The sequence below is a fragment of the Mycobacterium sp. genome (assembly GCF_965229105.1).
Classification (GTDB): domain Bacteria; phylum Actinomycetota; class Actinomycetes; order Mycobacteriales; family Mycobacteriaceae; genus Mycobacterium.
Genome location: NZ_OZ245858.1, coordinates 2,395,238 through 2,419,561, shown reverse-complemented (window position 1 = coordinate 2,419,561; position 24,324 = coordinate 2,395,238). Strand labels below are relative to the sequence as shown.

The following is a 24,324-nucleotide window of genomic DNA, read 5'->3' as shown; positions in this document are numbered from 1 at the left end:
ACTGAAATACGTTGTCGCGCTTGTTGTCAGCACAGTGTTGATGGTGGCCCTCTTGATCTTGACGTCGTGCGCGTCCGCGCCGCCCAACCCCCGGCCCTCGGCAGTCACCACCGCAGTCGAGCCGCCGCCAGTCGCCGCGCGGGTCGACTACCAACTCGGTGGCCCCTACCCACCCGACACCGGCGTTCGGGTGGTCGTCCGCGATCACACCGCCGTTCCCGTCGAGGGACTCTATAACGTGTGCTACCTCAATGCTTTTCAAGCACAGCCGGGCGATGAAGCCAGATGGATCATCGACGGGCAGGACCTCACCCTTCGCGACCAGGCCGGGAACCAGGTGGTAGACCCCGATTGGAATGAGGTGTTGCTCGACACCTCGCACCCTGCGGGCCGCGCGGCCATCGCGGACGTCATCACCGGATGGATCGCCGACTGCGGCCGCGCCGGATATCGCGCAGTCGAGTTCGACAATCTGGACTCCTGGTCGCGTTCTGACGATCTGTTGACCCCTGAAGACAACCTTGCGCTGGCGCGCACACTCGTGGCCGCCGCACATCACAACGGCCTCGCCGCCGCTCAGAAGAACGCCGCCGAACTCGGCCGTCGTGGCCGCGACAGCGGGTTCGACTTCGTCATCGCCGAGGAATGCCAGCACTACAACGAATGCGACAGCTTCACCGACGTCTACGGGCCGGCCGTGATCGACATCGAGTACGGCGACCAACCCGCAACGGACTTTCTCGAGGCCTGCCGTGAAAACGGCTCACGAATATCCGTCGTCCGCCGCGACCGCGCATTGGCTCCCAGAGGCGCAGACGGCCACCTCGCTCAGTGGTGTTGACCCGCCAGTCGACGGACGGCAGGCGCTATCCCGTTCGTTACCCCTAAACATCACCTTCGGGGAACAGACGGTGCCAGCCTGCGGTGATTGCATGGTGGCACGGGCCTATGTGAGGCCGATCACCATCGAAGGGGAGCAACCGACATGGGCTTCTTCAAGGACGCAGCCGAACTCGACGAGTACATCGGTGGGGTATTCCGGGACGCGGGCGATCACCCCGAGTCGGGCCCGAAGCTGCGCGCGGCCAACATCGTCATGCGGGTGCTCTACACCGATCCCGAGGCCGAGGTCACGATTGCCTTCCGCGACGACTACCAGGTGATCACCGGACCGACCGACGTCAAACCGGATATCACCTTGCTGATGCGCGGTGACACCGCCGACCAGTTCTGGCGCGGCGACTACAACCTGGCCGTCGGCTTGGCCAAAGGCCAGGTGAAGGCCAAGGGCCCGGTGAACAAGATCCTGAAGTTGGTACCGCTGACCAAGCCGCTGTTTCCGATGTACCGCGACAAGGTTGCCAAAAAGGACGCCGAGGCGGTGTCCTGACATGGCAGTGACGATGGACGCCGCCGTGCTGCGCGCACCCCACACCGTCGAGGTGGCCGCGGTACCGCGGCCCGTGATCAGTCAGCCCACCGATATCCTTGTCCGCGTTGAGAAAACGGCGATCTGTGGCACCGATCTGCACCCGTATGAAGGGCGTCTGGAGATCGAGCCGGATGTCATCCTCGGCCACGAGTTCCTCGGCACCGTCGAGGCGGTCGGGGCTGCGGTCACGCAGATCACCGAGGGTGACCGGGTGGTGGCGTCCTGCGTCGTCAGCTGCGGCGCCTGCTACCAGTGCCGACGGCACCAGCCCGGAAACTGCGCCGGCTCAAGGATCTTCGGGCTGGGTCTGGCACTGGGCGATTTGCCCGGCGGCCAGGCGGAGTACGTCGTCATCCCGTCGGCGGATATCAACGCTCGCGTCATCCCCACTACCGGGACGGCCAACGATGACGACATCCTGTTCGCCGGTGACATCATGACCACCGGCTACGAAGCAGTCGTCCGGGCGATGCGGCCCGGTGACACCGTGGCCGTGGTCGGCGCGGGACCGGTCGGTCTGTGCGCCGCGATGGCAGCGAAAGCCCTTGGTGCAGGCCAGGTCATCGTCATCGACCGGGTAAAGGCGCGGCTCAAGGAAGCCGAGAACGACGGGGCCGTCGCAGTCGACGCATCCGAAACCGACGCAACCGACGCAGTGCTGGATCTGACGGACTGGCGCGGCGCGGACGTCGTTGTCGATGCCGTCGGGCACGAAAGCGCACTGGTGTCGGCGATCTCGGTGGTGCGCGCGGGCGGCACCCTATCGATACCCGGGGTCTACACCGAGGAGTCGATGACTCTGCCCTTCGCCGAGTTGTACCTCAAGGGCGTCAAGGTCGAGATGGGCGTCTCGCACATCACCGAGTACATCGATGAGGTCATCGCGTTGTCGGTGGCGGGAAAACTCAAGCCCAGCAGCATCATTTCGCATCGGATGGGTCTATCGGAAGTCTCCGAGGCCTATCGGCTGTTCGAGGCCCGCGAGGCCACCAAGATCGTCCTTGACCCGAGGAGCTAACACATGACCACCGTGACAGAGGTGCGCCACCACCTGATGCGGATCGGCGGTCGGGACGTCGACTCGGACCGCCGGATGACCCTCATCGATCCCAGCGATGAAAACGTTGTCGCCACCGTCGCCCGCGGTGATGCGTCCCATATCGATGCCGCGGTCGCCGCGGCAAAGGCCGCATTCGACGCGGGTGAATGGTCACGCAAGACACCCCAGGAGCGCGCCACGGTGATGCGCCGGATCGTCGATGCCGCCAACGACGCCATCGAAGACCTGATCGAGCTCGAAATGTCCTGTAACGGGGCCACCATTCGCCAAGCCACCGGATTCCACATCGGCTATGCGCTAACGCATTTCAGCTACTTCGCCGATCTCGCCGATACCTACACCTGGCAGCGACCCGCGACCATTGCCACCTTTCCCACGCTCGCCCAGAGCGTGGTGCACCGGGAACCGATCGGCGTCGTCGGCGCGATCGCCCCGTGGAACTTCCCCCTGCTGTTGACGCTGTGGAAGGTCGGGCCCGCATTGGCGGCGGGTAACAGCGTCGTCGTCAAACCAGACGAACACACTCCCCTGTCGATCCTGGAGTTCGCCCGCATCGCCGAACGAAACGGTCTGCCGCCAGGGGTACTCAATGTCGTACCGGGCGACGGGCGCGAAGCCGGCGCCCGACTGGCCAGCCATCCCGATATCGGCAAAATTGCCTTCACCGGGTCGACCGCCGTGGGCCGCGAAATCATGCGGCTTGCCTCCGGCACCGTCAAACACGTCACCTTAGAACTCGGGGGGAAGGGTCCGTCGATCGTGCTGGACGACGCGGATCTGGACATGGCAGTCGACGGTGTGCTCTACGGGTGTTTTGTCTATTCCGGGCAGGTCTGCGAATCAGGCACGCGCGCACTGGTTCCCAGGAGGATTTACGACGAATTCGTGGCGCGACTGGTAGCGCGCGCAAAGACCATCCAGATGGGTCCGACCCGGGACTGGGACACCGATATGGGTCCCGTCATCAACGGCACCCAGCAAGCCCGCATTCTCGACTTCATCCGCGGCGCAGAGGCGCAAGGCGCCGCAGTTGCCTTGGGTGGCCAAACACTGGACGGACCCGGGTTCTGGGTGCAACCGACCATCGTCACCGGCGTGACCAACGCGATGCGGATCGCCCGCGAAGAGGTCTTCGGTCCGGTGCTGGTGGTCATCCCCTATGACGGGGACGACGAGGCGGTTGCCATCGCCAACGACAGCGACTACGGCCTGGCCGCCAGTGTCTGGACTGCGGACAATGCGCGCGGTCTGGCTGTGGCACAGCGCATTCAGAGCGGAAGCGTATGGATCAACGACGCCCATCAGATCAACTGCCAGGTGCCCTTCGGCGGCTACAAGCAGAGCGGCGTCGGACGTGAACTCGGCCCAGACGCCCTGGACGCCTACACCGAAGTCAAGACCGTTCACCTGGATCTGTCGGGCGGTCGCGCCGCCAAACCCTATGACATCCTGCTCAGTCACGCCGATTAGAGGACAACCACGCCATGACCACCTTTGAAGAGCTCGCCCTGTCTTTCGATGACGACGATGACGACGGCGTCGACTACCCACCCGTCAACGATGTGGCAGCGACCCGCCCCTACGACGAACTCAATGTGTCCAGCGATGCGTTCTGGGCGCTGGATCTGCCACAGCGTGACTCGATCTTCGAGACCCTGCGCCGGCAACGTCCGGTCAGCTGGCAGCCGCCGATCGAGACCGCCGTGGCGCCCGACCCCGATGATCCGGGCTTTTGGGCTGTGGTGCGGCACAAGGACATCATCGAAGTCAGTCAGCGTTCCGAGGTGTTCGTCTCTCGCTACGGGGTGATGTTCGACATGCTGCCGGCGGTGTTCCTGGAGATGGCCATGTCGTTTCTGGCGATGGACAATCCGAAACACAGCAAGGTACGCCGATTGGTCAGTTCGGCGTTCACCCCACGCCAGATCAAGCGCATCGATGACGATATCGCGTCGCGGGCGCAGCGGATCGTCGCCGCGGCTGCACGCAAGGCCCGCGACGGTGAGGCCGTCGACTTCGTCGAGGATGTCTCCAAGCATCTGCCCGTGGAGATGTTCGGCGACATGTTCGGTGTGCCAGTCGAACTGCGCGCCGAGGTCGCCCATGCCGCCGATGAAACCCAGGCCTGGGCCGATCCGGTACTGCTCGGCGGGCGTGATCCGGCCGAGGTGCAGATCGAGGGCGCCCTGCGGATCCACGAGATCACCGAGGAACTGATTGCCGCCCGTCGGGACAACCCTGTCGATGATCTGCTGACCAGTCTGGTCAACGCCGAGATCGACGGCGAGAAACTGTCGGACTTCGAGATCTGCGCCACCATGGTGCTGTGCGCAGTCGCCGGTACCGACACCACTCGACATACCGCAAGCTTCGCGGCCAAGGCGCTGACCGAGTTTCCCGAGCAACGGCAGTGGCTCTGGGAGGACTTCGAAGGCCGGATCGATTCTGCGGTCGAGGAATTCCTGCGCTGGGGATCGGTGGTCCAGAATTTCCGGCGCACCGCCGTGGCGGAGTACACCCTGGGCGGTCAGCAGATCCTGCCCGGGGACAAGGTGGTGATGATGTACAGCTCGGGCAATCGGGATGCGACGGTCTTCGCCGACCCCGATAGCTTCCAGCTGAACCGGAACCCGAACCCGCACATCGCCTTCGGCGGAGGCGGCACCCATTTCTGCCTGGGCAATCAGTTGTCCAAATCGATGCTGAGGTCGCTGTTCCGCGAATTGCACCGGCAGATGCCCGATTTCGTGGCCGGTGAACCCAACCTGGTGAAGACCAACTTCATTCGGGGTGTGGTCAGCATGCCGTTCGATCCGAGACTGTCGGGATGAGCACCTGCCGAGTCACCTTCGACAGCACCCGTTGCAGCGGGATCGGGCTGTGCGAAGCGGTATCACCCGATGTCTTCGAGATCGGCGACGACGGGCTGATGCACCTTACGGGCGAGGATTTTGCGATCGAGCGACGTCAGGAACTGGAAGAGGCGGCACTGAATTGCCCGACGCAGTCCATCACCATCTCAGCGGTCGGCTGACTGATAGAGCCGCGATACCGCCTCGGCGCGGTTGCCCACCCGCAGCTTGCGCAGGATGTGCTTCACGTGCTGTTTGACGGTGCCCTCGGAAATCACCAGCGTGGCCGCAACTCCAGCGTTGGTCCGCCCTTCGGCTACCAGCCGCAGCACCTCGAGCTCGCGCCTGGTCAGCACGTCGTGCAGGGATGTCGACGCCACACGTACTGTCTGGCCGGCGAGATGCTCGGTGCGACCAGCCGAAATATCCAGCGAGACTTCGTGAATGCCGGCCAATGCCGCATCGGCATCGGCCGCCGCGGACTTCAGGGCATCGCCGGCAGCCTGCAGCTGCTCGGCGACGGTAGCCCGGCTCAACGCCAGCCGCAGCCCGTTGGCGAAGGCGAGCAGAACCTCGCGATCGACCATGTCGATATCCCGGCCCTGCAGATAACGGTCGGCATGCAGCAGTCCCACGACGCGGGAGCCCGAGATGATCGGGGCGGCCACATACGACGTCGACCGGGATGCGTCGGCAATGGGGCGGTGCACCCGGGACTCATGTTGGACATTCGTGACGACGACGGCCTGGCGCCGTCGGACGACCTCCGTCTCGAACAATCCGGGGACCAGTGGCTGGGGTTGTTCTTGACCGACCAGGTTGATCCGTTGCGCCCACTGCGGGTCGTCGGCGATGAATACCGCCTGCGACACCCACATGCCCTCCGCGATATGGGAAATGATGGCCCGGTCGAAGCCCAGGTCGGCGATCAGTGCAGGTGCGAGTCGCACCAATTCATCCACCGAGCACGGGGCGGCCTCCAGTTGAGCCAGCACGTCGCCGAGTCGGTGGCTGATCTCGCCCTGGTCGGCCTGTCCCGCGGCGACCAGCGCATGGTCGATATCGCCGAGTCGATGCAGCGCCGTGAGCAGTTCGATCGCCGCCCCGCCGTCGGACGCCGAATCACCCAGCACCTCGTAGAGCGCGTCCCAGGCGCCGTCGATAACGGCCCTGGCATCCGGCGACCGCAGATCCGCATGTGGATCGGTGCCGTCCAAGACACCCCGCAGGCCGTCGAGCACCGCTCGCACCCGCGCCTCGTTGTGATCCACCGCACAATCCTAAGTCAGGAGTCCAGCCATGTACCCCGGGGCGCACATCTCCACCTCGCCAGACAAACCGGCCGTCACTGTCGTCGATACCGGCGCCACGCTGACCTACGCACAGCTGGAAGACCGCTCCACTCGACTGGCGAACGCGTTGCGGGCCGCCGGTCTGGTGACCGGGGATGTCGTCGGGTTGCTATCGACCAATGCCGTCACAGTCTTCGAGGTCTACTGGGCATGCCTGCGCAGCGGGCTCTATCTGACGCCGGTGAACTTTCACCTGACGGCCGCCGAGTCGGCGTACATCCTCGACGACTGTGGCGCCAAAGCTCTCGTCGCATCCGCCGACCTCGCCGATCTGGCCCGATCCGCCGCCGACCAGGTACCGGGGCTACGTCTGCGCTTCAGCTACGGCGGTGACGTCGACGGTTTCGAGGAATACGAGGCGTTCGTGTCATCGGGCTCGCCCACAGCACCTGCAGACCAGCCCCGAGGTGCCGACATGCTCTACAGCTCAGGCACCACCGGGCGGCCCAAGGGCATCAAACCGCCACTGCCACAGCGTCAGGTCGGGGCTCCCGGCGATCCACATGTCGGAGCGTTCGGCACGGCATACGAAATGAACGCCGATACCGTGTACTTCTCCCCCGCCCCGCTGTATCACGCGGCACCTCTGCGGTTCGGCATGATCACCCAGGCCCTCGGTGGCACTGTGCTGATCAGCCGCGGATTCGACGCCGCGCAATGTCTACGGGTGATCGACGAGTTCGAGGTCACCCACAGCCAATGGGTACCAACACATTTCGTGCGCATGTTGCGGCTGCCCGAGGAGATTCGCCAGGCGGCCGATCTGTCATCGCTGCGCTACGCCATCCATGCCGCCGCTCCGTGCCCCGTCGAGGTCAAGCAGCAGATGTTGAACTGGTTCGGCCCGGTGCTGCACGAGTACTACGCCTCGACCGAGGCCAACGGCATCACCATGATCTCCGCCGCGGAGTGGCTGACCCGAACCGGGTCGGTCGGAACCGCGAAACTGGGCGTCCTGCACATCTGTGATGACGACGGCCGCGAACTGGCCACCGGTGAGCCAGGATTGGTGTATTTCGAGCGGGACGAGATGCCATTTTGCTACCACCGCGACCCAGCCAAAACCGCCGCCGCCCAGCACCCGTCGGAGCCGACGTGGTCCACGTGTGGGGACATCGGCCACGTCGATTCCGAGGGATACCTGTTCCTGCGCGACCGCAAGGCGTTCACCATCATCTCCGGCGGAGTGAACATCTACCCGCAGGAGATCGAGGACTGCCTGACACTGCATCCCGCTGTCTTCGATGTCGCGGTGCTCGGAGTGCCCGACGCCGAGTTCGGCGAATCAGTGCTCGCCGCGGTGCACCTCAACCCGAACGTGCCGGCCGACGGCGCGACCGCCGAAGCGCTCGTCGCGCATGTCCGGTCACGAATCGCCGGCTACAAGGTGCCGCGGCGCATCGAATTCGTCGCATCGCTACCCCGGACCGCCACCGGAAAGCTCGTCAAAGGCCCTTTGCGCCAACAATTCAGCTCACCTGAAAGGACGTCGCTGTGAGTTCTTCTCTCACCGGGTTGCCCCGTACCTCCGATCGCCTCTTCGACGATCTGCTGTTACCGGAGGAGACACTCAAGATCCGCGCGGAGGTTGAGCCCCACTCCGTCTGAACTACGCTGGTCCGCCGAGCGTAGTAATCCGATGCAGCGGGTAAAGGTGCGTACATGGCGAGCGTTGACGTGTCGGTGTCATCCGACCTGGACCCGGAACAGGCTTGGGCGCTGGCGTCCAACCTGGACCGATTCGGCGAGTGGCTGACCATCTTCGCCGGTTGGAAGAGCGTGGTGCCCGACGATATCGAGGTCGGCACGGCGGTCTCTTCCTTGATCAAGGTGAAGGGTTTCCGCAACGTCATCCACTGGCAGGTCACCGGCTACGACGCACCCAAGAAGATCGCCCTGGAAGGCAGCGGACGTGGCGGTGTACGGATCGCGCTCACCATGACCGTCACCGACCGCAGCCCCGGCTCGACGTTCCACCTGACCGCAGACCTGCGCGGCGCCCTGCTGAACGGCCCCGTGGGCTCACTCGTGGCGCGAGTGCTCGAATCCGATGTCCGCAGATCGGTGGAGAATCTCGCGGCACTGCACGCGTGACAGCGGTAAGGCTTGAAGTGACATTGCCGATCGGCTTAGATATCTCGATTGACGTTGCCGTCGAAGACTAGGCTGAAATCGGCCGACGTACCGAAAGGCGGGGTCGCAGCATGGTGCGCAGCGAGTTAGCCGGCACATTTCCTGCCGCCAGGGTCGGCAGCTTCACCATGGATTTCGCCACCCAGCGTTTCCAGTGGTCAGCTGAGGTGGCCGCCATCCACGGATACGCCGCGCAAGCGGTCGAGGTGCCCGCCGAGCTGGTAATGGCGCACAAACATCCTGACGATCGGGCGCGGGTCCGGGAGCTGTTCAACGAACTGATCGAGACGCGGATGGCCCCGTCGAGCCGGCACCGCATCATCGACACCGCAGATGAAGTCCACGATGTCGTCGTGGTGTCGAAAACCACGTTCGACGACGCAGGTGCCGCGGTCGGCGTCCAGGGTTTTTACGTCGATATCACCGCGGTGTTCACCGGCCAGGTCGATGACGCGGTGGACGTCGCGGTAGCCGAGTTCGCCACGCATCGCGCGATCATCGAACAGGCCAAGGGCATGGTGATGTTGGCCTACAGCATCCCCGCCGACCGAGCGTTCGACGTGCTCAGGTGGCGTTCGCAACAGACCAACACCAAGATCCGGGCGCTGTGTGAGCTCATCGTCAAGCGAGCCCTGGACGAGATCACCGTGAGTGACGTTCACCGCGCGAGCTTCGACGATATTCTGCTCAACGCCGATGCCGCGGGACCGGTGTGAGTTTTCAACCGCAACGGCCCTACCTGCGCCTTGGCAGGGAACGCATATAGTCGAGCCCTCATTCCGCAGATCATGAGGGCCACATCGAGATGAGTATGCCGAGCTCCCCCGCCGAGGCGCCGACCTGCTATCGGCACCCCGGTCACCTGACCTACGTCCGGTGCGCCCGCTGCCAGCGCTATATCTGCCCGGAATGCATGCGCGACGCCGCTGTCGGTCATCAGTGCCCGGAATGCGTCGCCGACGGCGCCAAGACCATTCGTACGCCGCGCACCCAGTTCGGCGGCGTCGCGCGGTCGACGCAGCAACCTGTGCTCACCTACGCGTTGATCGGGCTCAACGTGCTGGCGTTCATTGCGCAGACGGTCTCATCCGACGTGCAGCGCATGTTCACGCTGTGGCCGCCGGCAATCGCCTCCAACGACGAGTACTACCGCCTGCTCACCTCGGCGTTCCTGCATTACGGCATCGTGCATCTGCTGTTCAACATGTACGCGCTGTACGTGGTCGGGCCGCCGCTGGAGATGCGGCTGGGTCGGCTGCGGTTCGGCGCGCTCTACGCACTCAGTGCCCTCGGCGGATCCGTGCTGGTCTACCTCATCGCGCCGTTGAACACCGCGACGGCGGGTGCATCTGGGGCGGTGTTCGGGCTGTTCGGCGCCACCTTCGTGGTGGCAAAGGCGCTCAACCTCGACGTCCGCTGGGTGCTCGCCCTGATCGGGATCAACGTGGTGATCTCGTTGACCATGCCCTCGATCAGCTGGCAGGGCCACGCGGGCGGGTTGGTAACCGGTGCCGTCATCGCGGCGGCCTACGTGTACGCGCCGCGGGAACGCCGCAATCTCATTCAAGGTTCGGCGACAGTGGCCGTCATCGTCCTCTTCGCCGGGCTGATCTGGTGGCGCACCAACGCGCTTCTGGCGATGTTCGGCGGACCGCTCAATTTGGGCTGAGCGGAGCGGTTTACGACCCGATCCTCGCCTGGGGTCGCCGGGGCGGCTGCTGATTCTGCGCAAACGAGCTGCACGTTCCGAGGTGACTTGCCACGCAAGGAATTCCGTTGATGGTCGGCGCGCTGCCTGAGACATAACACTGCCCCGAATAGGCGTTGGAACGGTGCCCGGGCGGGCAGCCATTGGCCGCGGCCACCGGCACCACCGCCGGGCTCATGGCGACGACCAACGCTGCACAGCACCCAGCCGTCGCCGTCCGGTATCGCCTGCGGCGCTCCGCCATGCTGGTGGCCCCTTCGATGCTTTCCGAAGAGCTTAGCGAGCAGCTGCGCTGGACATCTGACACTCCAGGCGATAGGCAGACCAGGTGACCGCCCCATCGCGCAAGATCAGTATCGGATGCGTCTACCGTCCGGAGTTTCCGCCCGAGCAACTCGCGGCTGCGGCCAGGACCGCCGATGCGGCCGGGGTGGACGAACTCTGGCTCTGGGAAGACTGTTTCCTGGCCGGCGGAGTCTCGGCTGCCGCTATCGCGCTGTCGCACAGCGAACATCTGCGGGTCGGTGTCGGTGTGCTGCCGGTGCCGATGCGCAATGTGGCACTCGCGGCGATGGAGATCGCCAATCTGAACCGGTCCTTTCCCGGTCGGGTGCGTATCGGCGTCGGGCATGGCGTCCAGGAGTGGATGGCGCAGATCGGAGAAAAGGTGGCGTCGCCGATGACGCTGCTGCGTGAATATCTGACCTGCCTGTCAGCCCTGCTACGCGGTGAATCGGTAACGTACACAGGGCGATACGTATCGCTGAGCGAGGTCAGCCTGCAGTGGCCACCGGACCCCGGCACCGAACTCCTCGCTGCTGCCACCGGACCGAAAACCTTGGCACTGAGCGGTGAACTCGCCACCGGCACCGTCCTCACCGGCGGAACCACACCCGACGAAGTGCGCACGGCGATAACGCATATCAATCCGGCCGGTCCCCACTCGGTGGTGGTCTTCGTACCCTGCGCCATCGGGTCGGACGCACAACAGGTGATCCGACGCGAGATCGAGCACTGGAAGTTCAGCCACGATGTCGACCCCAACGATCTGGCCGCCTACGGTGAGCCCGCCGATATCGCAACCGCCACCAGCCGATGGATCGATGCCGGCGCCGATACCGTCCTGCTGCAGCCGACCGCGCAGGCCGATATCACCACGTTCCTGCACACCGTGGGAACCGAGATCCGTCCACTGTTGCAGCAGAAGTGAATTCGCCCACCCCCAGGAGAATCCCATGCGTGCGGTAGTCATCACCAAACACGGCGACCCTTCGGTACTGCAGGTGCAGAATCGGCCCGATCCTGGACCACCCGGCATCGGCCGCATCCAGATCGCGGTTGCGGCCGCCGGCGTGAACTTCGCCGACCATCTAGCCAGGGTCGGGCTCTACCCGAGCGCCCCCAAGGTGCCGTCGGTCGTGGGTTATGAGGTATCGGGAACAATCACCGCCGTCGGCGCGGGTATCGACCCGGCCCGCATCGGTGAACGGGTGATCGCCGGGACCCGTTTCGGTGGCTATGCCGAGATCGTCGACGTGGCCGCATCCGATGTCATCAGCTTGCCCAGTTCGTTGAGCTTCGCCCAGGGTGCCGCGGTACCGGTGAACTACGCCACCGCGTGGGCGGCGCTGCTGGGTTACGGCTCACTGCGCCGCGGAGAACGGGTGCTGATCCATGCCGCGGCCGGAGGCGTGGGCATTGCCGCCGTGCAATTGGCACGCGCGGCCGGCGCGGTGGTGCACGGCACGGCGTCGCCGGCCAAACACGACCGGTTGCGCGAACTCGGTGTTGACCGTGCCATCGACTACCGCCGAAAGGGCTGGTGGAAGGGTCTCGAACCCTATGACCTGGTCCTCGACGCAATGGGTGGGACGTCACTACGACGGTCCTATGCCCTGCTGCGCCCCGGCGGACGGTTGGCCGCCTACGGCGTCTCGGCGATCCAACAGGGCGAAACACGGTCATTGCGCACCGCACTGCCGCAGGTCGCATCGATGTTCCGGGGTTTCAACCTGCTCAAACAACTCGACGAATCGAAGACGGTGATCGGGCTGAACATGTTGGGGTTGTGGGATGACCGCGGCACCCTCGAGCCGTGGACGGCACCGCTGTCGACGCTGCTGATCGACGGCACCATCGCGCCCGTCGTCCATTCCGCAGTCCCGTTCGCCGACGCACCTGAAGCGCACCGAATCCTGGCGGCGCGGGAGAATATCGGCAAGGTGGTGCTGGTGCCCTGAGGCAAGCGTGGCGATCCCCACGATAGGTTGACCGGATGCGAGTGGATGGACGGGAGGTCACCGTCGCGGGTGACCTGCTGCAGCCGTTGCTACGCAGGACCAACGATATTTTCCGATTCGTCCTCGCTGCGATATTCCTGGTCACTGTCGTCACCAGTTCCCTGATCACCCGCAATGACTGGGTGGCCCTTGAGCAGTCGATCTCGGGGATCGTCGGGGTACTGACACCTACCCAGTCCAACCTGGTCTACCTGCTCTACGGGGTGGCAATACTGGCGCTGCCCTTCGTGATCCTGATCCGACTGATCGCCGCCCAGCAGTGGAAGTTGCTCGGCGCGTACGGCGCGGCCGGTCTGATCTCAGTTCTCCTGTTGTCCATCACGGGCAATGGGATCGCTGCGCCGCGTTGGCATTTCGACCTCGACGACCGGTTACGCACACTGCTGTCCCAGTTCCTCGACGATCCGCGCTGGATCGCCATGCTGGCAGCGGTGCTCACGGTTTCCGGTCCATGGCAGCCGGCGCGGTGGCGACGGTGGTGGTGGACTCTGCTACTGGCATTCGTGCCCATCCACCTGGTCGTCAGCGCCGTGATACCGGCACGTTCGTTACTCGGTCTCGCCGTCGGCTGGTTCGTGGGCGCCCTGACCATTCTCGTCGTCGGCACGCCGGCGTTGGACGTGCCCCTCGACGGCGCGGTTCGCGCGTTACTGCGTCAGCGCTTCCCGGTCACCGGCCTGGTGGTGGTACACCCCGCCGGTCCAGGACCACTGGTACTGACCGCCACCAGCGACGGCACCGAGGACGCCCAGCTCCGTCCCGAATTGCAGGCGGTCGTCGAGATGTACGGCCCCAACCAGCGCAGCGGTGGGTTTTTCCGGCAGGTGTGGCGTTGGCTGCGGCTGCGCAACAGCGAGACGTCACCGTTGATCGCATCGATGCGCCGGGCCGTCGAGCATCGTGCACTGATGGCTGTTGCCGTCGGCGATGTTGGCGTAGCCAACACCACCCCCATCGCGGTGGCCGCCCTCGACCGGGGCTGGACGTTGTACGCGCGGACCCCGGAACGTGGCGTCGCGGTCGACGCGTCCGCAGGCCCAGAGGCGGTGGCTCAGGTGTGGGCGGCGCTGGGCATCCTGCACTGCCACCAGATCGCGCACGGCGACCTGCGGTCAAAGGAAATCACCATCGATCACGGCACCGCCCTTTTCGGTGGGTTCGGCAGCGCGGAATACGGCGCGTCCGACGTGCAGATGCAGGCCGATATCGCCCAACTGCTGGTTTCGACGAGCGCCACCTTCGGCGCCGAAGCGGCGGTGCGCGCGGCCATCGATGTATTCGGCAAGGCGACCGTCCTGACGGCGTCGCGCCGGTTGACGAAATCGGCTGTGCCAGCACGCGTTCGAAATTCGATCGACGACGCCGGGACCGTCATCGCCGCAGCCAAAGAGCAGGTGATGCACCAGACCGGTGCCGACCAGATCAAGGCCGAGACGATCACCAGATTCACCCGCAACCAGGTGATCCAGATGGTGCTCCTGGTGGCATTGGTCTACGTCGCCTACCCGTTCATCAGCACCGTGCCGGCATTCTTCTCCGAACTGCACAACGCGAACTGGTGGTGGGCCCTGCTCGGGCTTGCGGTGTCGGCGCTGACGTACGTCGGGGCGGCGATGGCCTTGTGGGCGTGCGCCGGCGGCTTGGTCAAGTTCCGCAATCTGGCCATCATGCAGGTGGCCAACACTTTTGCCGCCACCACCACCCCGGCCGGTGTCGGGGGTCTCGCCCTGAGCACCAGATTCCTGCAGAAGGGTGGTCTCGGTGCGCTACGCGCCACAGCGGCGGTAGCGCTGCAACAGACCGTTCAGGTGATCACCCACGTTGCGCTACTGATCTTTTTCAGTGTCGCGGCGGGTACCTCGGCCGATCTGACCCACTTCGTGCCGAGTGCGACGGTGCTGTACCTGATCGGCGGCGCCGCCCTGGGCGTCGTCGGCACCTTCATGTTCGTCCCCAGGCTGCGACGATGGCTCGGCACGGCCGTGCGGCCGCGGCTGACGGAAGTGTTAGGCGAGCTCGCCGAACTGGCCCGCGAACCAAAGCGTCTCGCACTGATCGTATTAGGTTGCGCAGCAACTACATTGGGGGCGGCACTAGCCCTGTGGGCGAGCGTGGAGGCATTCGGGGGCGGCACCACCTTCATCACCGTCACCGTCGTCACGATGGTTGGTGGCACCCTGGCCTCGGCCGCCCCGACACCGGGCGGGGTCGGCGCAGTAGAGGCGGCGCTGATCGGTGGCCTCGCCGCATTCGGGGTGCCCACCGCGGTCGCGGTGCCCTCGGTGCTGCTCTACCGGGTGCTGACCTGCTGGCTGCCGGTCTTCATCGGTTGGCCGGTAATGCGTTGGCTGACAAAGAAAGACATGATCTAGACGTCCGACTAATCCGGTTCGCCGTACTCATCGAACCAGTAGGCCAACTTGCCGCGCCGGTTCACCGCCCGCAACCGTTTCTCGGCGGCCGCCCGCGTTTTCGACGTGGTGACGATCAGTAGCTCATCACCTACCGCGATACGCGTCTCGGGTTGCGGAACGAACGTATGACCGTCACGGATGATCAGTGTGATCACGCTCGGATCGGGTAACCGCAACTCCAGGATCATGACGCTGTGCATCTGCGATTCGGGTAGCACCGTCATCGTCAGCAGCTCGGCCTCCAGCACATCCAGGGGCGCCGACTCGACCTGGATCTCGCGGGCGGTATCGGCCGAGATCAGCCCGAGCGCACGAGCGACCGGACCGAGGCTGGGCCCCTGCACCAGGGTGAAGACCACCACCAGGATGAACACGATGTTCAGTAGGCGATGACTGTTGGGCACGCCCTCGACGATCGGGAACGTCGCCAGGACAATCGGCACCGCACCGCGCAGACCCGCCCAGGAAAGAAAGGCCTGTTCGCGCCAGGGAATCCGAAACCCGACCAGAGAGCCGATCACCGATAGTGGCCTGGCCACCAGCAGCAGCACCGTGCCGACGACGATCGCCGGGACCAGCTCGCCGGCGAGCTCACTGGGATCCACCAGCAGCCCGAGCAGGACGAACAGCCCGATCTGTGCCAGCCAGCCCAGCCCCTCGGCGAACGACCTCGTCGCCGAGCGGTGTGGCAGCCCGGAGTTCGCCAGCACCACGGCCGCCAGATACGCGGCGATGAATCCGCTGGCATGAACCGAACCCGCCGCCGCGAACGCCACCATGCCCAACCCGAACGTCGCGATCGGATAGAGCCCCGACGCAGGCAGGGCAATGCGGCGCAGCGTCATCGCACCCAGAAACCCGCAACCCAAGCCGATCGCTGAGCCGGCGAGCAACTCATACGCCAGATCGGTGACCGCGCTCTCTGGATCGAACACGAAGGGCGTCGCGCTGAACATCAATACCAAAATCACCGCGGGCGCATCGTTGAATCCGGACTCGGCCTCCAGCAGCCCGGCGACGCGTCGGGGCAGCGGCAGCACCCGCAACACCGAGAACACGGCCGCGGCATCGGTCGAGGAGACGATCGCGCCGAGAAGAAGCGCAAGTTGCCAGTCGATCCCGAGCAGCACGTGCGCACCCGCGGCGGTGATCACCATCGAGACCAGCACCCCGAAGGTGGCCATCACACCCGCGGGTGCCAGCACCTTGCGCACATCGGCGAACCGGGTGGTCAGACCGCCTTCGACCAGGATGACGGCCAGCGCCGCGGTGCCCACGTTGCGCGCCAGCTCGACATCGTCGAAATTCACCCCGATGAAGTCTTCGCCAAGGAGGACACCGACCAGGAGGAACAACAACAGGCTGGGAAAGCCGACCTTGGTCGCCACCCGGGTACCGACAATGCTTGCCAGCAGCACGAAGCCACCCACGAGCAAAGCCAGATACAGCTGCTGCAAAGTCATTTCGGTCCTGTCAGGTTGTGCACAGGTACAGTAGCGACCCGGAGTGGTGACGGTGAGGAGAGCGGTCATGCGTATCGCGATCGCCGGGGCCGGCGCAGTCGGTCGGTCAGTTGCCCAGGAGCTGACCGACAACGGTCACAAGGTGCTGCTGATCGAACGTGAGGTCCGCCGCTACGAGCCGCATACCGTACCCGCAGCCGATTGGTTGATCGCCGATGCCTGCGAGCTGACTGCGCTCGAGGAGGCCGGTGCCCAGACCTGCGACGTGCTGGTCGCCGCCACCGGCGATGACAAGGCCAACCTCGTCGTCGCGTTGCTGGCCAAGTCCGAGTTCGGGGTACCGAGGGTGGTCGCCAGGATCAACGACATCCGCAACGAGTGGCTGTTCACACAGTCGTGGGGTGTCGACGTCGCGGTCTCCGCCCCTGGTGCGATGGTCGCCGGCGTGGAGGGCGCCATCGACGTCGGGCACCTGGTGCGCTTGATGGGCCTGCGCGAAGGCGAAGCCAATCTGATGAAGCTGACCCTGCCCGCCGAGAACCCGCTCGTCGGCGCACGCGTCGCCGACCTGGGCCTGCCGGAGAACTCCACGCTGGTCACCGTGTTCCGCGACGGCGGCATCATCGTCCCGAAGCCCGAGGATGTGCTTGCGGCCGGAGATGAGATGCTGTTCGTCGCCAACAGCCAACTCCTTGGCTGGGCCGGTATCGACAACGTGCACCACGGGCTGTGAAAGCGCGCGGGTGTGCATCATTGGCAAACTTGACCGCATGAGTTCCCGACATCTGCACGCCAGCCCCGGTCCGGTGAGTTAGCGTCGTCAGCGGTATCTGGCACAGTTTCGGCTTTTCTACGGGCAAGTTCGAACTGACCGGACGTGCAACGTCAGGAGAGCCATGGATGTTGGCTGGCAGCCGGCTCTACTGAGGCCGTCGATATCGATACCTATCGGGCTGATCGCCGCCTTGGCAGTGTTGCTGCTGCTCGACAGCGCAAGCCCCGCCGTGCGCGTACTCGACGATGCCATCGTGCTGGGGTTGTCGACGTACGCGACGGTGTGTGCAGGTCTTGCTGCCCGGTCCGCCTACGGGCGGCGCAGCCGCGCAGCATGGACGACGATGGCGGTGGCCCTGGGTTGCTGGGCCATTGGGGACCTGATCTGGCTGTTGTGCGAACTGGTCTTTCACCGCACGCCATTTCCGTCGCCCGCGGACGTCTTCTATTTGTCCTTCATCGTCCTGGCGGCCATTTCCATGGCGCAATTTCGGACCGTGCAATCGCTGCGATCCCGGATACGGACCATCCTCGAGGGCACAACCGTAGCGCTGTGCACGTTCCTGCTCGCCTGGATGCTGGTCCTGAACGCGGTCTATGACTCTTATCTCGACGACCGGATGGCGCTCGGTTTGGCGTTGGCGTACCCCGTTGCCGATGTGGTGGCCTTCGCGGTCGCTGTGGCGATTCTCGCGAGCGCCGACGTCCGTCAGCGCACCGTGCTGGGTGTTCTCACCCTCGCCATCGCACTGATGACGATCACTGACACCGCGTTCGCCTACATCGTGGCCAGTGAGCGCTACGACACCGGCAGCTTCACCGACGTCGGTTGGGCGGCTGCACTCGTCACATTCGCGGTGGCTGCGCAACTGAGTCGACGAAGCGGTCCGCCCCCGCCGCCGACGGTGCGGGTACCCGCCAATTCCTCACTATGGCTCCCCTATGTTCCGCTGCTACTGGCCGGCACGCTGGGCCCGGTCCTGGTCATGTCGGGGCTGGAAAGGGTGATCGTTCCCCTGGTCGTCGTTACCGTGTGTTTGCGGCAATCGGTTGCAGCCTGGGAAAACCGGCGCCTGCTGGCGGCGGCGGCAAGCCAGGCTCTGCAGGATCCATTGACGGGATTGGCCAACCGCGCGTTGTTCCAGAACCGGTTGACGCATGCGATGACGTTGCGCTCGCGGGACAACCGTTCGGTGGCAGTGGTGTCGTTGGACCTCGACGATTTCAGACTCGTGGACGACAGTCTCGGGCATCCGGCAGCCGACAGCTTGTTGGTCGCGGCCGGACGCCGGATCGCCGACTGCGCCCGGCCCGGTGACACGGTCGCGCGGATCGGAGGTGACGAGTTCGTCCTGTTGTTGGAAGGTGAAGTCGATGATTCGCATCTGATCGCCCAACGAGTTGTCGAGTCCTTCAACGAGCCGTTCATCGTCGATGGACAGCACATGCTCCTGCGCCCCAGCGTCGGCGTCGCGGTGGCGCCATCCCAGGACCTGGAGATGACACCGCAAACACTCATCCGGCGTGCCGACGCCGCCATGCACGCCGCAAAGCGGTCTCGCTCACCGAGCGTGCACACCTTCAACGCTGACATGGCGATGACCGGCGCCGATCCGATCGAGCTGTCCTCCGATTGGCACGACTCGGCTCGCCACGACGGGGTTGCCAAAATCCGACTGCTGGGAGAGCTTCGCCACGCCATCGACAACGGCGAACTCATGATGATGTATCAACCGAAGTTCGATCTGCGCACAACCCGCATTGTGGGGGTGGAAGCGTTGCTGCGGTGGCCGCATCCGACCATGGGACTGCTGCGCCCGGATGCGTTTATGTCGCTGATACGCCAACACGGGCTGATGCGACCGGTGACCGACCTGGTGCTTGACAAGGCCCTCGACGACGCCGCCGGCTGGGCTGACTCGGGGGCACGAATACCTGTGGCGATCAACATCTTTGCGCCATTCATCCGGGACACGCAGTTGCCTGACATCCTCTGTCGGGCAATGGCTGTCCGCGGCCTGCCCGCAGACATCCTGACCGTGGAAATCACCGAGGATTTGGTCCTCAACGAGCTCAATGTGGTGACATCGGTGCTGCGCCGGTTACGCGGTCGGGGGATCAGGGTGGCGATCGACGACTTCGGCAGCGGTTACTCGGCGCTGTCCTACCTTCGCGACCTCACCATTGACGAGGTCAAACTCGATCGTCACTTCATCGGATCGGTCACCGGCAACGGCCGCGCCGCCGCAGTCGTCCGGGCCGTCATCGACCTCACTCACGATCTTGGGATCACTGTTGTCGCAGAGGGAATCGAAGATGGCGGCACGGCAACCTGGCTCCGCGACCACGGGTGCGACATCGGCCAGGGCTACTACTTCGGCAAGCCTGTCGATGCCGACAAGGTTCCGGCACTGGTCACCATGGCACCGTCTCCGTAGGAAGCCGCCCCCAACCGTGCCTCAGTCGTTATTCTCGTCGCGCTCCCACTCCTGCGCCTCTTCCAGCACGATCACCCGGTAGTTGTCGGCCGCCTCGTCGATAGCGGCCAACGCTTCTGCAGTCAGCTCCTGCCGAATCCCGCTCTCCGCGTGGGCGAATGGAATGAAAGCGCGCAACAGGTCGGGGACGTCGAGCTGATCTTCGGCGGGAATGTCGTCGAATTCTGCGATCGGTTCCTCCAGCAGTTGCCGCAACCGCGGAGCGCTCCACCGCAGTGGATCACCGGTGCCCTCGTCGATGCACATCTCCAGGAGTTGACGGTCACGGGACCCGTTGAACTCCTTGCCGACCGGCGAGGCGAAGAACCGGGTGAGTATTTCGTCGCTATCGGCCGAACCGCGTTGGATGAAACCACCTTCGGGCATCAGCCGAACCAGCCAGCGCAGCAGAGGGCGGGTGGCCGGCCAGGTGTCCGAGTCCTCCAGCGCGAACATCGCCAATGGCCCATAGAGAGCCTTGTACAACTCCACTTTGGCGTCGGCCGGACCTACCTCGACGAAGCTGGTGTCCTGATCGTCGTTGCTCTTTTTGGCGACGTCGAGCACCGCGTCGATAGCACTCGGCACGAAGAACGCGTCTTTGACCTCGGACATCGTCAAGTGGTCGATGTAGACCGCGCAGGTCATTTCCTGCCCGTCGGTCAGTCGAACTCCCAGAAGCAACTCATCGCCATCACCGAGCACGTGGCTCATCCGTACGGCCTGGCGGACGCTGGTCTGTCCGAGCTCGCCGAGCCACTGCGGAAGGTCGTCGTCGCGGGCGTCGACCTCACTTCGGCAGCGGTCTTGCAGCCCGTCATTGTCGATCAGAAGTTCGCCGAGTACTGCCAGCAGGGCGGTGGTCTCGGGCAGCTTGATGTCGATGAAGGAGCCGACCAGTTCGTCGAGGCTGAGCGTCTCTTCCTCGTCGGGTCGCCGCAGCACGGCCGCTTTCGGCGCGGTGGCCTCGATGACCATGCTCACCAGACCGAGGAGATCGATGGGCTGACCGCTGTCCAGCGCTTCGCGCACCTCGTCGATCAACGGCACTTCGGGGAGGGGTTCTTGTGCTGCGATGCGCCCGCGGCGGGCTTTCCTGCGTCTGGCGTCGCGCCTGGCTTGTTTGGCTGCGCCGCGCTTACCTCTGTCGGCCATGGCCCGGGACACTAGCCGACTGATCAGAGAGTGCGGGCGGGGGGACTCGAACCCCCACGTCCTTTCGGACACGGACACCTAAAGACCGCGCGTATGCCATTTCGCCACGCCCGCAACGAGGCAGATCCTACCGACAAAGATCGCCCAACCGTGTCGGTGGTGCCTTCTAGATTCGACAGCAGACGAGAAGGAGCCCGCGGATGCGATCGCTCGATGACTACCAAACCGTCCAGGACCTCATCGCCAAGGGCCTGAACGATTGCGCCATTGCACGCGAGACGGGCATACCGCGCACCACGGTGTCTATGTGGCGGCGCGGCAGCTCGCGAAGCCGAAGACCCTCAGGCGCATCGCCGTGTGGTAGCGCACATGACCTGTCGAACCTTCCCGCCCGTGCCTATGTCTACCTTCTCGGGATGTACCTCGGCGACGGCTGCATCTCACGTAGTCGGCGTGTGTGGCACCTACGGGTGGCATTGGATAGGAAATACCCCAGCATCGTCACCGCCTGCCGCGAAGCAATGAACATCGTCATGCCTGGGCAGCACGCAGCCGTCCATCGTGTTGCCAACACCGGTTGCATGGTCGTTTCGATGTACTCCAAACACTGGCCTTGCCTGTTCCCCCAACACGGACCAGGCAGAAAGCACGACCGGCCAATTCGCTTGGCGCCATGGCAGGAAGCGCTCGTCGCCCAGGCCACCGAAGATTTCATCCGCGGTCTGATCGACAGCGACGGCTGCCGCGTAGTCGCCAACGACCGTGGCGTCGCCAGCCTGCGCTATCACTTCACCAACCACTCAGAAGACATCCTGAACCTCTTCACCAGGGCGCTCGACTCACTCGGTATCACGTGGACTCGCAACAGCAGGCACATGATCGCGGTGTATCGCAAGGCCGCGACGGCGCGGCTCGACGAGTTCGTCGGGCCCAAATCCGGGCCGCGGCCGGACCTGACGGACCAGCCTCTGATTCCAGAGAAATGCGGCTAACCGGTACCGTCGAAGGGTGTCCACTACAAGCCGTCGGAGATGGCCGATGATCGCCCTGGTGATCCTCGCCGCCTGCGGCTGCCTGGCGCTGGGCTGGTGGCAGTGGACGCGGTTCGAATCGAATTCCGGCACCTTCCAGAACCTCGGCTACGCGATGCAGTGGCCGTTCTTCGCCGGCTTCTGCGTGTACGCCTACCGCAAGTTCGTCCGCTTCGAGGAAGCACCGCCGGCACCTGCGGATACCGGGACCACGCAGATTCCCGACGGTCTGTTGCCGCCGCGGCCCGCCGCCGCATCCGCGGCCGCCGACGATCCCGCCCTGCGGGAGTACAACGCATATCTGGCCGAACTCGCCAGGGATGATCACGAACGACAGGACAGGACCACCGCATGACGGCCGCAGAGCCCCCAGAAGCACCAGCCCCGGTACCCGGCGCCGCCCCGATCGACAAGATCAGGACCGCCTTGCTGGGCTATCGGGTGATGGCGTGGGCGACGGGCATCTGGTTGATCGCGCTCTGCTACGAGATGGTCGTCAAATACATTGTGCAGGTGGATAACCCGCCGAGTTGGATCGGCGTCGTGCACGGTTGGGTGTACTTCGTCTACCTGTTGTTCACGGCGAACCTGGCGGTCAAGGTGCGCTGGCCGATCGGCAAGACCATCGGCGTGTTACTGGCCGGCACCATCCCGCTGCTTGGCATCATCGTCGAGCATTTTCAGACCAAGAAGCTCAAGGCCCAGTTCCAGTTGTGACGAGGTCTGACTCGGTGGCAGCTACGTCACCGGCCTGATCGAGTGCGGGCTTGGGGATCAGCAGGGCCAGCAGCGCAGCACCGATCCCGGCGCCTGCAGCGATTAGCAGCGCGACGTGAAAGCCCCGCAAGGTGGGCACCTCATGACCGGCAAACGACATCGTCATCCCGGCGAGCACCGCACCCATCACCGCACTCGATACCGAGGTGCCCAACGACCGGGCCAACGAGTTGATGCCGTTGGCGGCGGCGGTCTCCGAGATGGGCACCGCAGAATTGATCAGCGCCGGCATGGACGCGTAGGCAAAACCCACTCCTACGCTGATGATGATGCCCATCACCATTATTCGAAGTGGACTGCTCAGCAGCTGCAGTCCGGCCAGATAGCCGCCGCTCACGATCAGGCATCCCACGATGAGGGTGAACTTGGGTCCGCGCCTGGCGGATATCCTGGCCGCAATCGGGGAGGTGATCATCATGGCCAACCCGCCCGGTGCCATCCACAAGCCCGCACGCAGCATCGACTGACCGAGGCCGTAACCCGTCTGGGTCGGAAGTTCGAGAACCTGCGGCGCGATCAGTGACGAGGCGAACATCGCGAAACCGATACCGATCGAGGCCAGATTCGTCGTAAGCACCGGCCGCCGCGCGGTAGTGCGCAGATCGACAATCGGTGACGAGGCTCGGAGCTGCCAGTAGCCGAATACCGCGAAAGTCGCGGCCGAGGTGCCGAACAACGCCCATGTGGTCGTGCTGGTCCATCCCCACTGCGCGCCCTTGGTGATCGGCACCAGCAGAGTCACGAGCCCAACCGCCAACAGCACCGCGCCCAACGGATCGAACTTGTCGGCGGACCGGGCGGGGACCGTGGGCACCATGAAGGTGAACATCAAGATGGCCGCCACGCCAAGCCCAGCGGCGAACCAGAACAGTGCATGCCATTCGAAATGCTGGGCGATAGCCGCGGCCAGCGGTAAACCGAGCGCCCCACCCACACCCAGCGATGAGCTCATCATGCCCATGGCCGAACCGACCCGATCCGCGGGCACGCTGGCGCGGAGCACGCTGATGCCCAACGGGATGATCGGTATGCCGAACCCTTGCAGCCCGCGACCGATGATCACCGGCAGCAGCGAGTCCGACAGGGCGGCGGTCAACGACCCCGCCGTCAACGCCAGCGCGCAGGCGACCAGCATCGGTTTCGGTCCGTACATATCGCCGAGACGGCCGAACACCGGTGTGGCGACAGCCGCCGTCAGCAGAGTTGCGGTGATGGCCCATGATGCGTTCGACGGGCTGGTGTCAAGCAGCTTGGGCAGTGCGGGAATCACCGGGATGATCAGCGTCTGCATCAGCGAGACACCGATACCGGCCAGGCAGAGGACCGCGATCAGAATTCCGGGATGCGGGGGTTGCGCGGCGCGGATCGCCTTCTCGGTATGCCGCCCCACCGCGTG

At 64.7% G+C, this 24,324-nt stretch carries 22 protein-coding genes and 1 tRNA gene; 18 read left to right on the top strand and 5 right to left on the bottom strand.

From position 1 onward, the window contains the following. Nucleotides 1-52 precede the first annotated feature (52 nt). The 6 genes from ADBZ9O_RS11625 to ADBZ9O_RS11600 all read left to right on the top strand — a co-directional run bounded on the left by ADBZ9O_RS11625 (nt 53) and on the right by ADBZ9O_RS11600 (nt 5,526). Entirely contained in the window at nt 53-841 is a 789-nt protein-coding gene (locus ADBZ9O_RS11625; protein WP_526531300.1) for an endo alpha-1,4 polygalactosaminidase, read from the top strand. Nucleotides 842-985: 144 nt separating this feature from the next. Further along, nucleotides 986-1,390, top strand: coding sequence for a hypothetical protein (locus ADBZ9O_RS11620; RefSeq protein WP_526531298.1), 405 nt, complete (start codon nt 986-988; stop codon nt 1,388-1,390). Between the two features lies 1 nt (nt 1,391). After that, a complete protein-coding gene (locus tag ADBZ9O_RS11615) occupies nt 1,392-2,450 on the top strand; it encodes an alcohol dehydrogenase catalytic domain-containing protein (RefSeq protein ID WP_526531296.1) in 1,059 nt (352 codons plus the stop codon). Between the two features lie 3 nt (nt 2,451-2,453). Beyond that, nucleotides 2,454-3,962, top strand: a complete 1,509-nt coding sequence (locus tag ADBZ9O_RS11610; RefSeq protein ID WP_526531294.1) for an aldehyde dehydrogenase family protein — start codon at nt 2,454-2,456, stop codon at nt 3,960-3,962. Between the two features lie 14 nt (nt 3,963-3,976). Beyond that, nucleotides 3,977-5,323, top strand: coding sequence for a cytochrome P450 (locus ADBZ9O_RS11605; RefSeq protein ID WP_526531291.1), 1,347 nt, complete (start codon nt 3,977-3,979; stop codon nt 5,321-5,323). Continuing rightward, nucleotides 5,320-5,526, top strand: coding sequence for a ferredoxin (locus ADBZ9O_RS11600; RefSeq protein ID WP_526531289.1), 207 nt, complete (start codon nt 5,320-5,322; stop codon nt 5,524-5,526). The genes ADBZ9O_RS11605 and ADBZ9O_RS11600 overlap by 4 nt, the downstream gene beginning before the upstream one ends. Here the strand turns inward: ADBZ9O_RS11600 and ADBZ9O_RS11595 are convergent. After that, nucleotides 5,512-6,615 carry a helix-turn-helix transcriptional regulator gene (locus ADBZ9O_RS11595; protein ID WP_526531287.1) on the bottom strand — a complete coding sequence of 368 codons (1,104 nt, stop codon included), beginning with the start codon at nt 6,613-6,615 and terminating at the stop codon, nt 5,512-5,514. The two genes, ADBZ9O_RS11600 and ADBZ9O_RS11595, sit on opposite strands and share 15 nt — an antisense overlap. A 28-nt stretch (nt 6,616-6,643) precedes the next feature. Here ADBZ9O_RS11595 and ADBZ9O_RS11590 point away from each other — a divergent pair, with 28 nt between their 5' ends. From ADBZ9O_RS11590 to ADBZ9O_RS11560, 7 genes are all read left to right on the top strand, one after another. Further along, a complete protein-coding gene (locus ADBZ9O_RS11590) occupies nt 6,644-8,194 on the top strand; it encodes an AMP-binding protein (RefSeq protein WP_526531285.1) in 1,551 nt (516 codons plus the stop codon). A gap of 164 nt (nt 8,195-8,358) precedes the next feature. After that, nucleotides 8,359-8,790, top strand: coding sequence for a type II toxin-antitoxin system Rv0910 family toxin (locus ADBZ9O_RS11585; protein WP_526531283.1), 432 nt, complete (start codon nt 8,359-8,361; stop codon nt 8,788-8,790). Between the two features lie 110 nt (nt 8,791-8,900). Beyond that, a complete protein-coding gene (locus ADBZ9O_RS11580) occupies nt 8,901-9,545 on the top strand; it encodes an ANTAR domain-containing protein (RefSeq protein WP_526531281.1) in 645 nt (214 codons plus the stop codon). Nucleotides 9,546-9,634: 89 nt separating this feature from the next. After that, on the top strand, nt 9,635-10,498 hold the full coding sequence (locus ADBZ9O_RS11575; RefSeq protein ID WP_526531279.1) for a rhomboid family intramembrane serine protease: 864 nt from the start codon (nt 9,635-9,637) through the stop codon (nt 10,496-10,498). Nucleotides 10,499-10,865: 367 nt separating this feature from the next. Next, nucleotides 10,866-11,747: an LLM class flavin-dependent oxidoreductase gene (locus tag ADBZ9O_RS11570; protein WP_526531277.1), complete on the top strand. Its 882-nt coding sequence runs from the start codon at nt 10,866-10,868 to the stop codon at nt 11,745-11,747. Between the two features lie 25 nt (nt 11,748-11,772). Then, nucleotides 11,773-12,777 (top strand): zinc-binding dehydrogenase, encoded by a 1,005-nt coding sequence (locus ADBZ9O_RS11565; RefSeq protein ID WP_526531275.1) that lies wholly within the window; start codon nt 11,773-11,775, stop codon nt 12,775-12,777. Nucleotides 12,778-12,812: 35 nt separating this feature from the next. Next, nucleotides 12,813-15,209 (top strand): lysylphosphatidylglycerol synthase transmembrane domain-containing protein, encoded by a 2,397-nt coding sequence (locus ADBZ9O_RS11560; protein ID WP_526531273.1) that lies wholly within the window; start codon nt 12,813-12,815, stop codon nt 15,207-15,209. An 8-nt stretch (nt 15,210-15,217) separates the two neighbouring features. On the opposite strand, the gene ADBZ9O_RS11555 is transcribed toward ADBZ9O_RS11560, so the two are convergent. After that, nucleotides 15,218-16,714 carry a potassium/proton antiporter gene (locus ADBZ9O_RS11555; RefSeq protein WP_526531271.1) on the bottom strand — a complete coding sequence of 499 codons (1,497 nt, stop codon included), beginning with the start codon at nt 16,712-16,714 and terminating at the stop codon, nt 15,218-15,220. A gap of 67 nt (nt 16,715-16,781) precedes the next feature. Here ADBZ9O_RS11555 and ADBZ9O_RS11550 point away from each other — a divergent pair, with 67 nt between their 5' ends. After that, a complete protein-coding gene (locus ADBZ9O_RS11550; protein WP_526531269.1) occupies nt 16,782-17,447 on the top strand; it encodes a potassium channel family protein in 666 nt (221 codons plus the stop codon). A 163-nt stretch (nt 17,448-17,610) separates the two neighbouring features. Further along, nucleotides 17,611-19,926, top strand: coding sequence for a putative bifunctional diguanylate cyclase/phosphodiesterase (locus tag ADBZ9O_RS11545; RefSeq protein WP_526531267.1), 2,316 nt, complete (start codon nt 17,611-17,613; stop codon nt 19,924-19,926). A gap of 21 nt (nt 19,927-19,947) precedes the next feature. Here the strand turns inward: ADBZ9O_RS11545 and ADBZ9O_RS11540 are convergent, their stop codons facing one another. Then, nucleotides 19,948-21,120: a hypothetical protein gene (locus ADBZ9O_RS11540; RefSeq protein ID WP_526531265.1), complete on the bottom strand. Its 1,173-nt coding sequence runs from the start codon at nt 21,118-21,120 to the stop codon at nt 19,948-19,950. Nucleotides 21,121-21,151: 31 nt separating this feature from the next. Further along, nucleotides 21,152-21,234: transfer RNA gene (locus ADBZ9O_RS11535), tRNA-Leu, on the bottom strand. 86 nt (nt 21,235-21,320) lie between these two features. On the opposite strand from ADBZ9O_RS11535, the gene ADBZ9O_RS11530 reads away from it, so the two are divergent. From ADBZ9O_RS11530 to ADBZ9O_RS11520, 3 genes are read left to right on the top strand one after another with little or no spacing between them, the layout of a single operon-like run. Further along, on the top strand, nt 21,321-22,112 hold the full coding sequence (locus tag ADBZ9O_RS11530) for an LAGLIDADG family homing endonuclease (protein ID WP_526531263.1): 792 nt from the start codon (nt 21,321-21,323) through the stop codon (nt 22,110-22,112). Nucleotides 22,113-22,128: 16 nt separating this feature from the next. Then, entirely contained in the window at nt 22,129-22,506 is a 378-nt protein-coding gene (locus ADBZ9O_RS11525) for a hypothetical protein (RefSeq protein ID WP_526531261.1), read from the top strand. Next, nucleotides 22,503-22,868: a DUF3817 domain-containing protein gene (locus ADBZ9O_RS11520; protein WP_526531259.1), complete on the top strand. Its 366-nt coding sequence runs from the start codon at nt 22,503-22,505 to the stop codon at nt 22,866-22,868. Before ADBZ9O_RS11525 ends, ADBZ9O_RS11520 begins: the two co-directional genes overlap by 4 nt. On the opposite strand, the gene ADBZ9O_RS11515 is transcribed toward ADBZ9O_RS11520, so the two are convergent. Further along, on the bottom strand, nt 22,846-24,318 hold the full coding sequence (locus ADBZ9O_RS11515) for an MFS transporter (protein WP_526531257.1): 1,473 nt from the start codon (nt 24,316-24,318) through the stop codon (nt 22,846-22,848). The genes ADBZ9O_RS11520 and ADBZ9O_RS11515 overlap by 23 nt on opposite strands. Nucleotides 24,319-24,324 lie beyond the last annotated feature (6 nt).

What these genes read in the sequence shown, in the direction of transcription:
- ADBZ9O_RS11620 (WP_526531298.1), top strand. Translation starts at nt 986, where the DNA reads ATGGGCTTCTTCAAGGACGCAGCCGAACTCGACGAGTACATCGGTGGG.
- ADBZ9O_RS11615 (WP_526531296.1), top strand. Translation starts at nt 1,392, where the DNA reads ATGGCAGTGACGATGGACGCCGCCGTGCTGCGCGCACCCCACACCGTC.
- ADBZ9O_RS11610 (WP_526531294.1), top strand. Translation starts at nt 2,454, where the DNA reads ATGACCACCGTGACAGAGGTGCGCCACCACCTGATGCGGATCGGCGGT.
- ADBZ9O_RS11605 (WP_526531291.1), top strand. Translation starts at nt 3,977, where the DNA reads ATGACCACCTTTGAAGAGCTCGCCCTGTCTTTCGATGACGACGATGAC.
- ADBZ9O_RS11600 (WP_526531289.1), top strand. Translation starts at nt 5,320, where the DNA reads ATGAGCACCTGCCGAGTCACCTTCGACAGCACCCGTTGCAGCGGGATC.
- ADBZ9O_RS11590 (WP_526531285.1), top strand. Translation starts at nt 6,644, where the DNA reads ATGTACCCCGGGGCGCACATCTCCACCTCGCCAGACAAACCGGCCGTC.
- ADBZ9O_RS11585 (WP_526531283.1), top strand. Translation starts at nt 8,359, where the DNA reads ATGGCGAGCGTTGACGTGTCGGTGTCATCCGACCTGGACCCGGAACAG.
- ADBZ9O_RS11580 (WP_526531281.1), top strand. Translation starts at nt 8,901, where the DNA reads ATGGTGCGCAGCGAGTTAGCCGGCACATTTCCTGCCGCCAGGGTCGGC.
- ADBZ9O_RS11575 (WP_526531279.1), top strand. Translation starts at nt 9,635, where the DNA reads ATGAGTATGCCGAGCTCCCCCGCCGAGGCGCCGACCTGCTATCGGCAC.
- ADBZ9O_RS11565 (WP_526531275.1), top strand. Translation starts at nt 11,773, where the DNA reads ATGCGTGCGGTAGTCATCACCAAACACGGCGACCCTTCGGTACTGCAG.
- ADBZ9O_RS11560 (WP_526531273.1), top strand. Translation starts at nt 12,813, where the DNA reads ATGCGAGTGGATGGACGGGAGGTCACCGTCGCGGGTGACCTGCTGCAG.
- ADBZ9O_RS11555 (WP_526531271.1), bottom strand. Translation starts at nt 16,714, where the DNA reads ATGACTTTGCAGCAGCTGTATCTGGCTTTGCTCGTGGGTGGCTTCGTG.
- ADBZ9O_RS11550 (WP_526531269.1), top strand. Translation starts at nt 16,782, where the DNA reads ATGCGTATCGCGATCGCCGGGGCCGGCGCAGTCGGTCGGTCAGTTGCC.
- ADBZ9O_RS11545 (WP_526531267.1), top strand. Translation starts at nt 17,611, where the DNA reads ATGGATGTTGGCTGGCAGCCGGCTCTACTGAGGCCGTCGATATCGATA.
- ADBZ9O_RS11540 (WP_526531265.1), bottom strand. Translation starts at nt 21,120, where the DNA reads ATGGCCGACAGAGGTAAGCGCGGCGCAGCCAAACAAGCCAGGCGCGAC.
- ADBZ9O_RS11530 (WP_526531263.1), top strand. Translation starts at nt 21,321, where the DNA reads ATGCGATCGCTCGATGACTACCAAACCGTCCAGGACCTCATCGCCAAG.
- ADBZ9O_RS11520 (WP_526531259.1), top strand. Translation starts at nt 22,503, where the DNA reads ATGACGGCCGCAGAGCCCCCAGAAGCACCAGCCCCGGTACCCGGCGCC.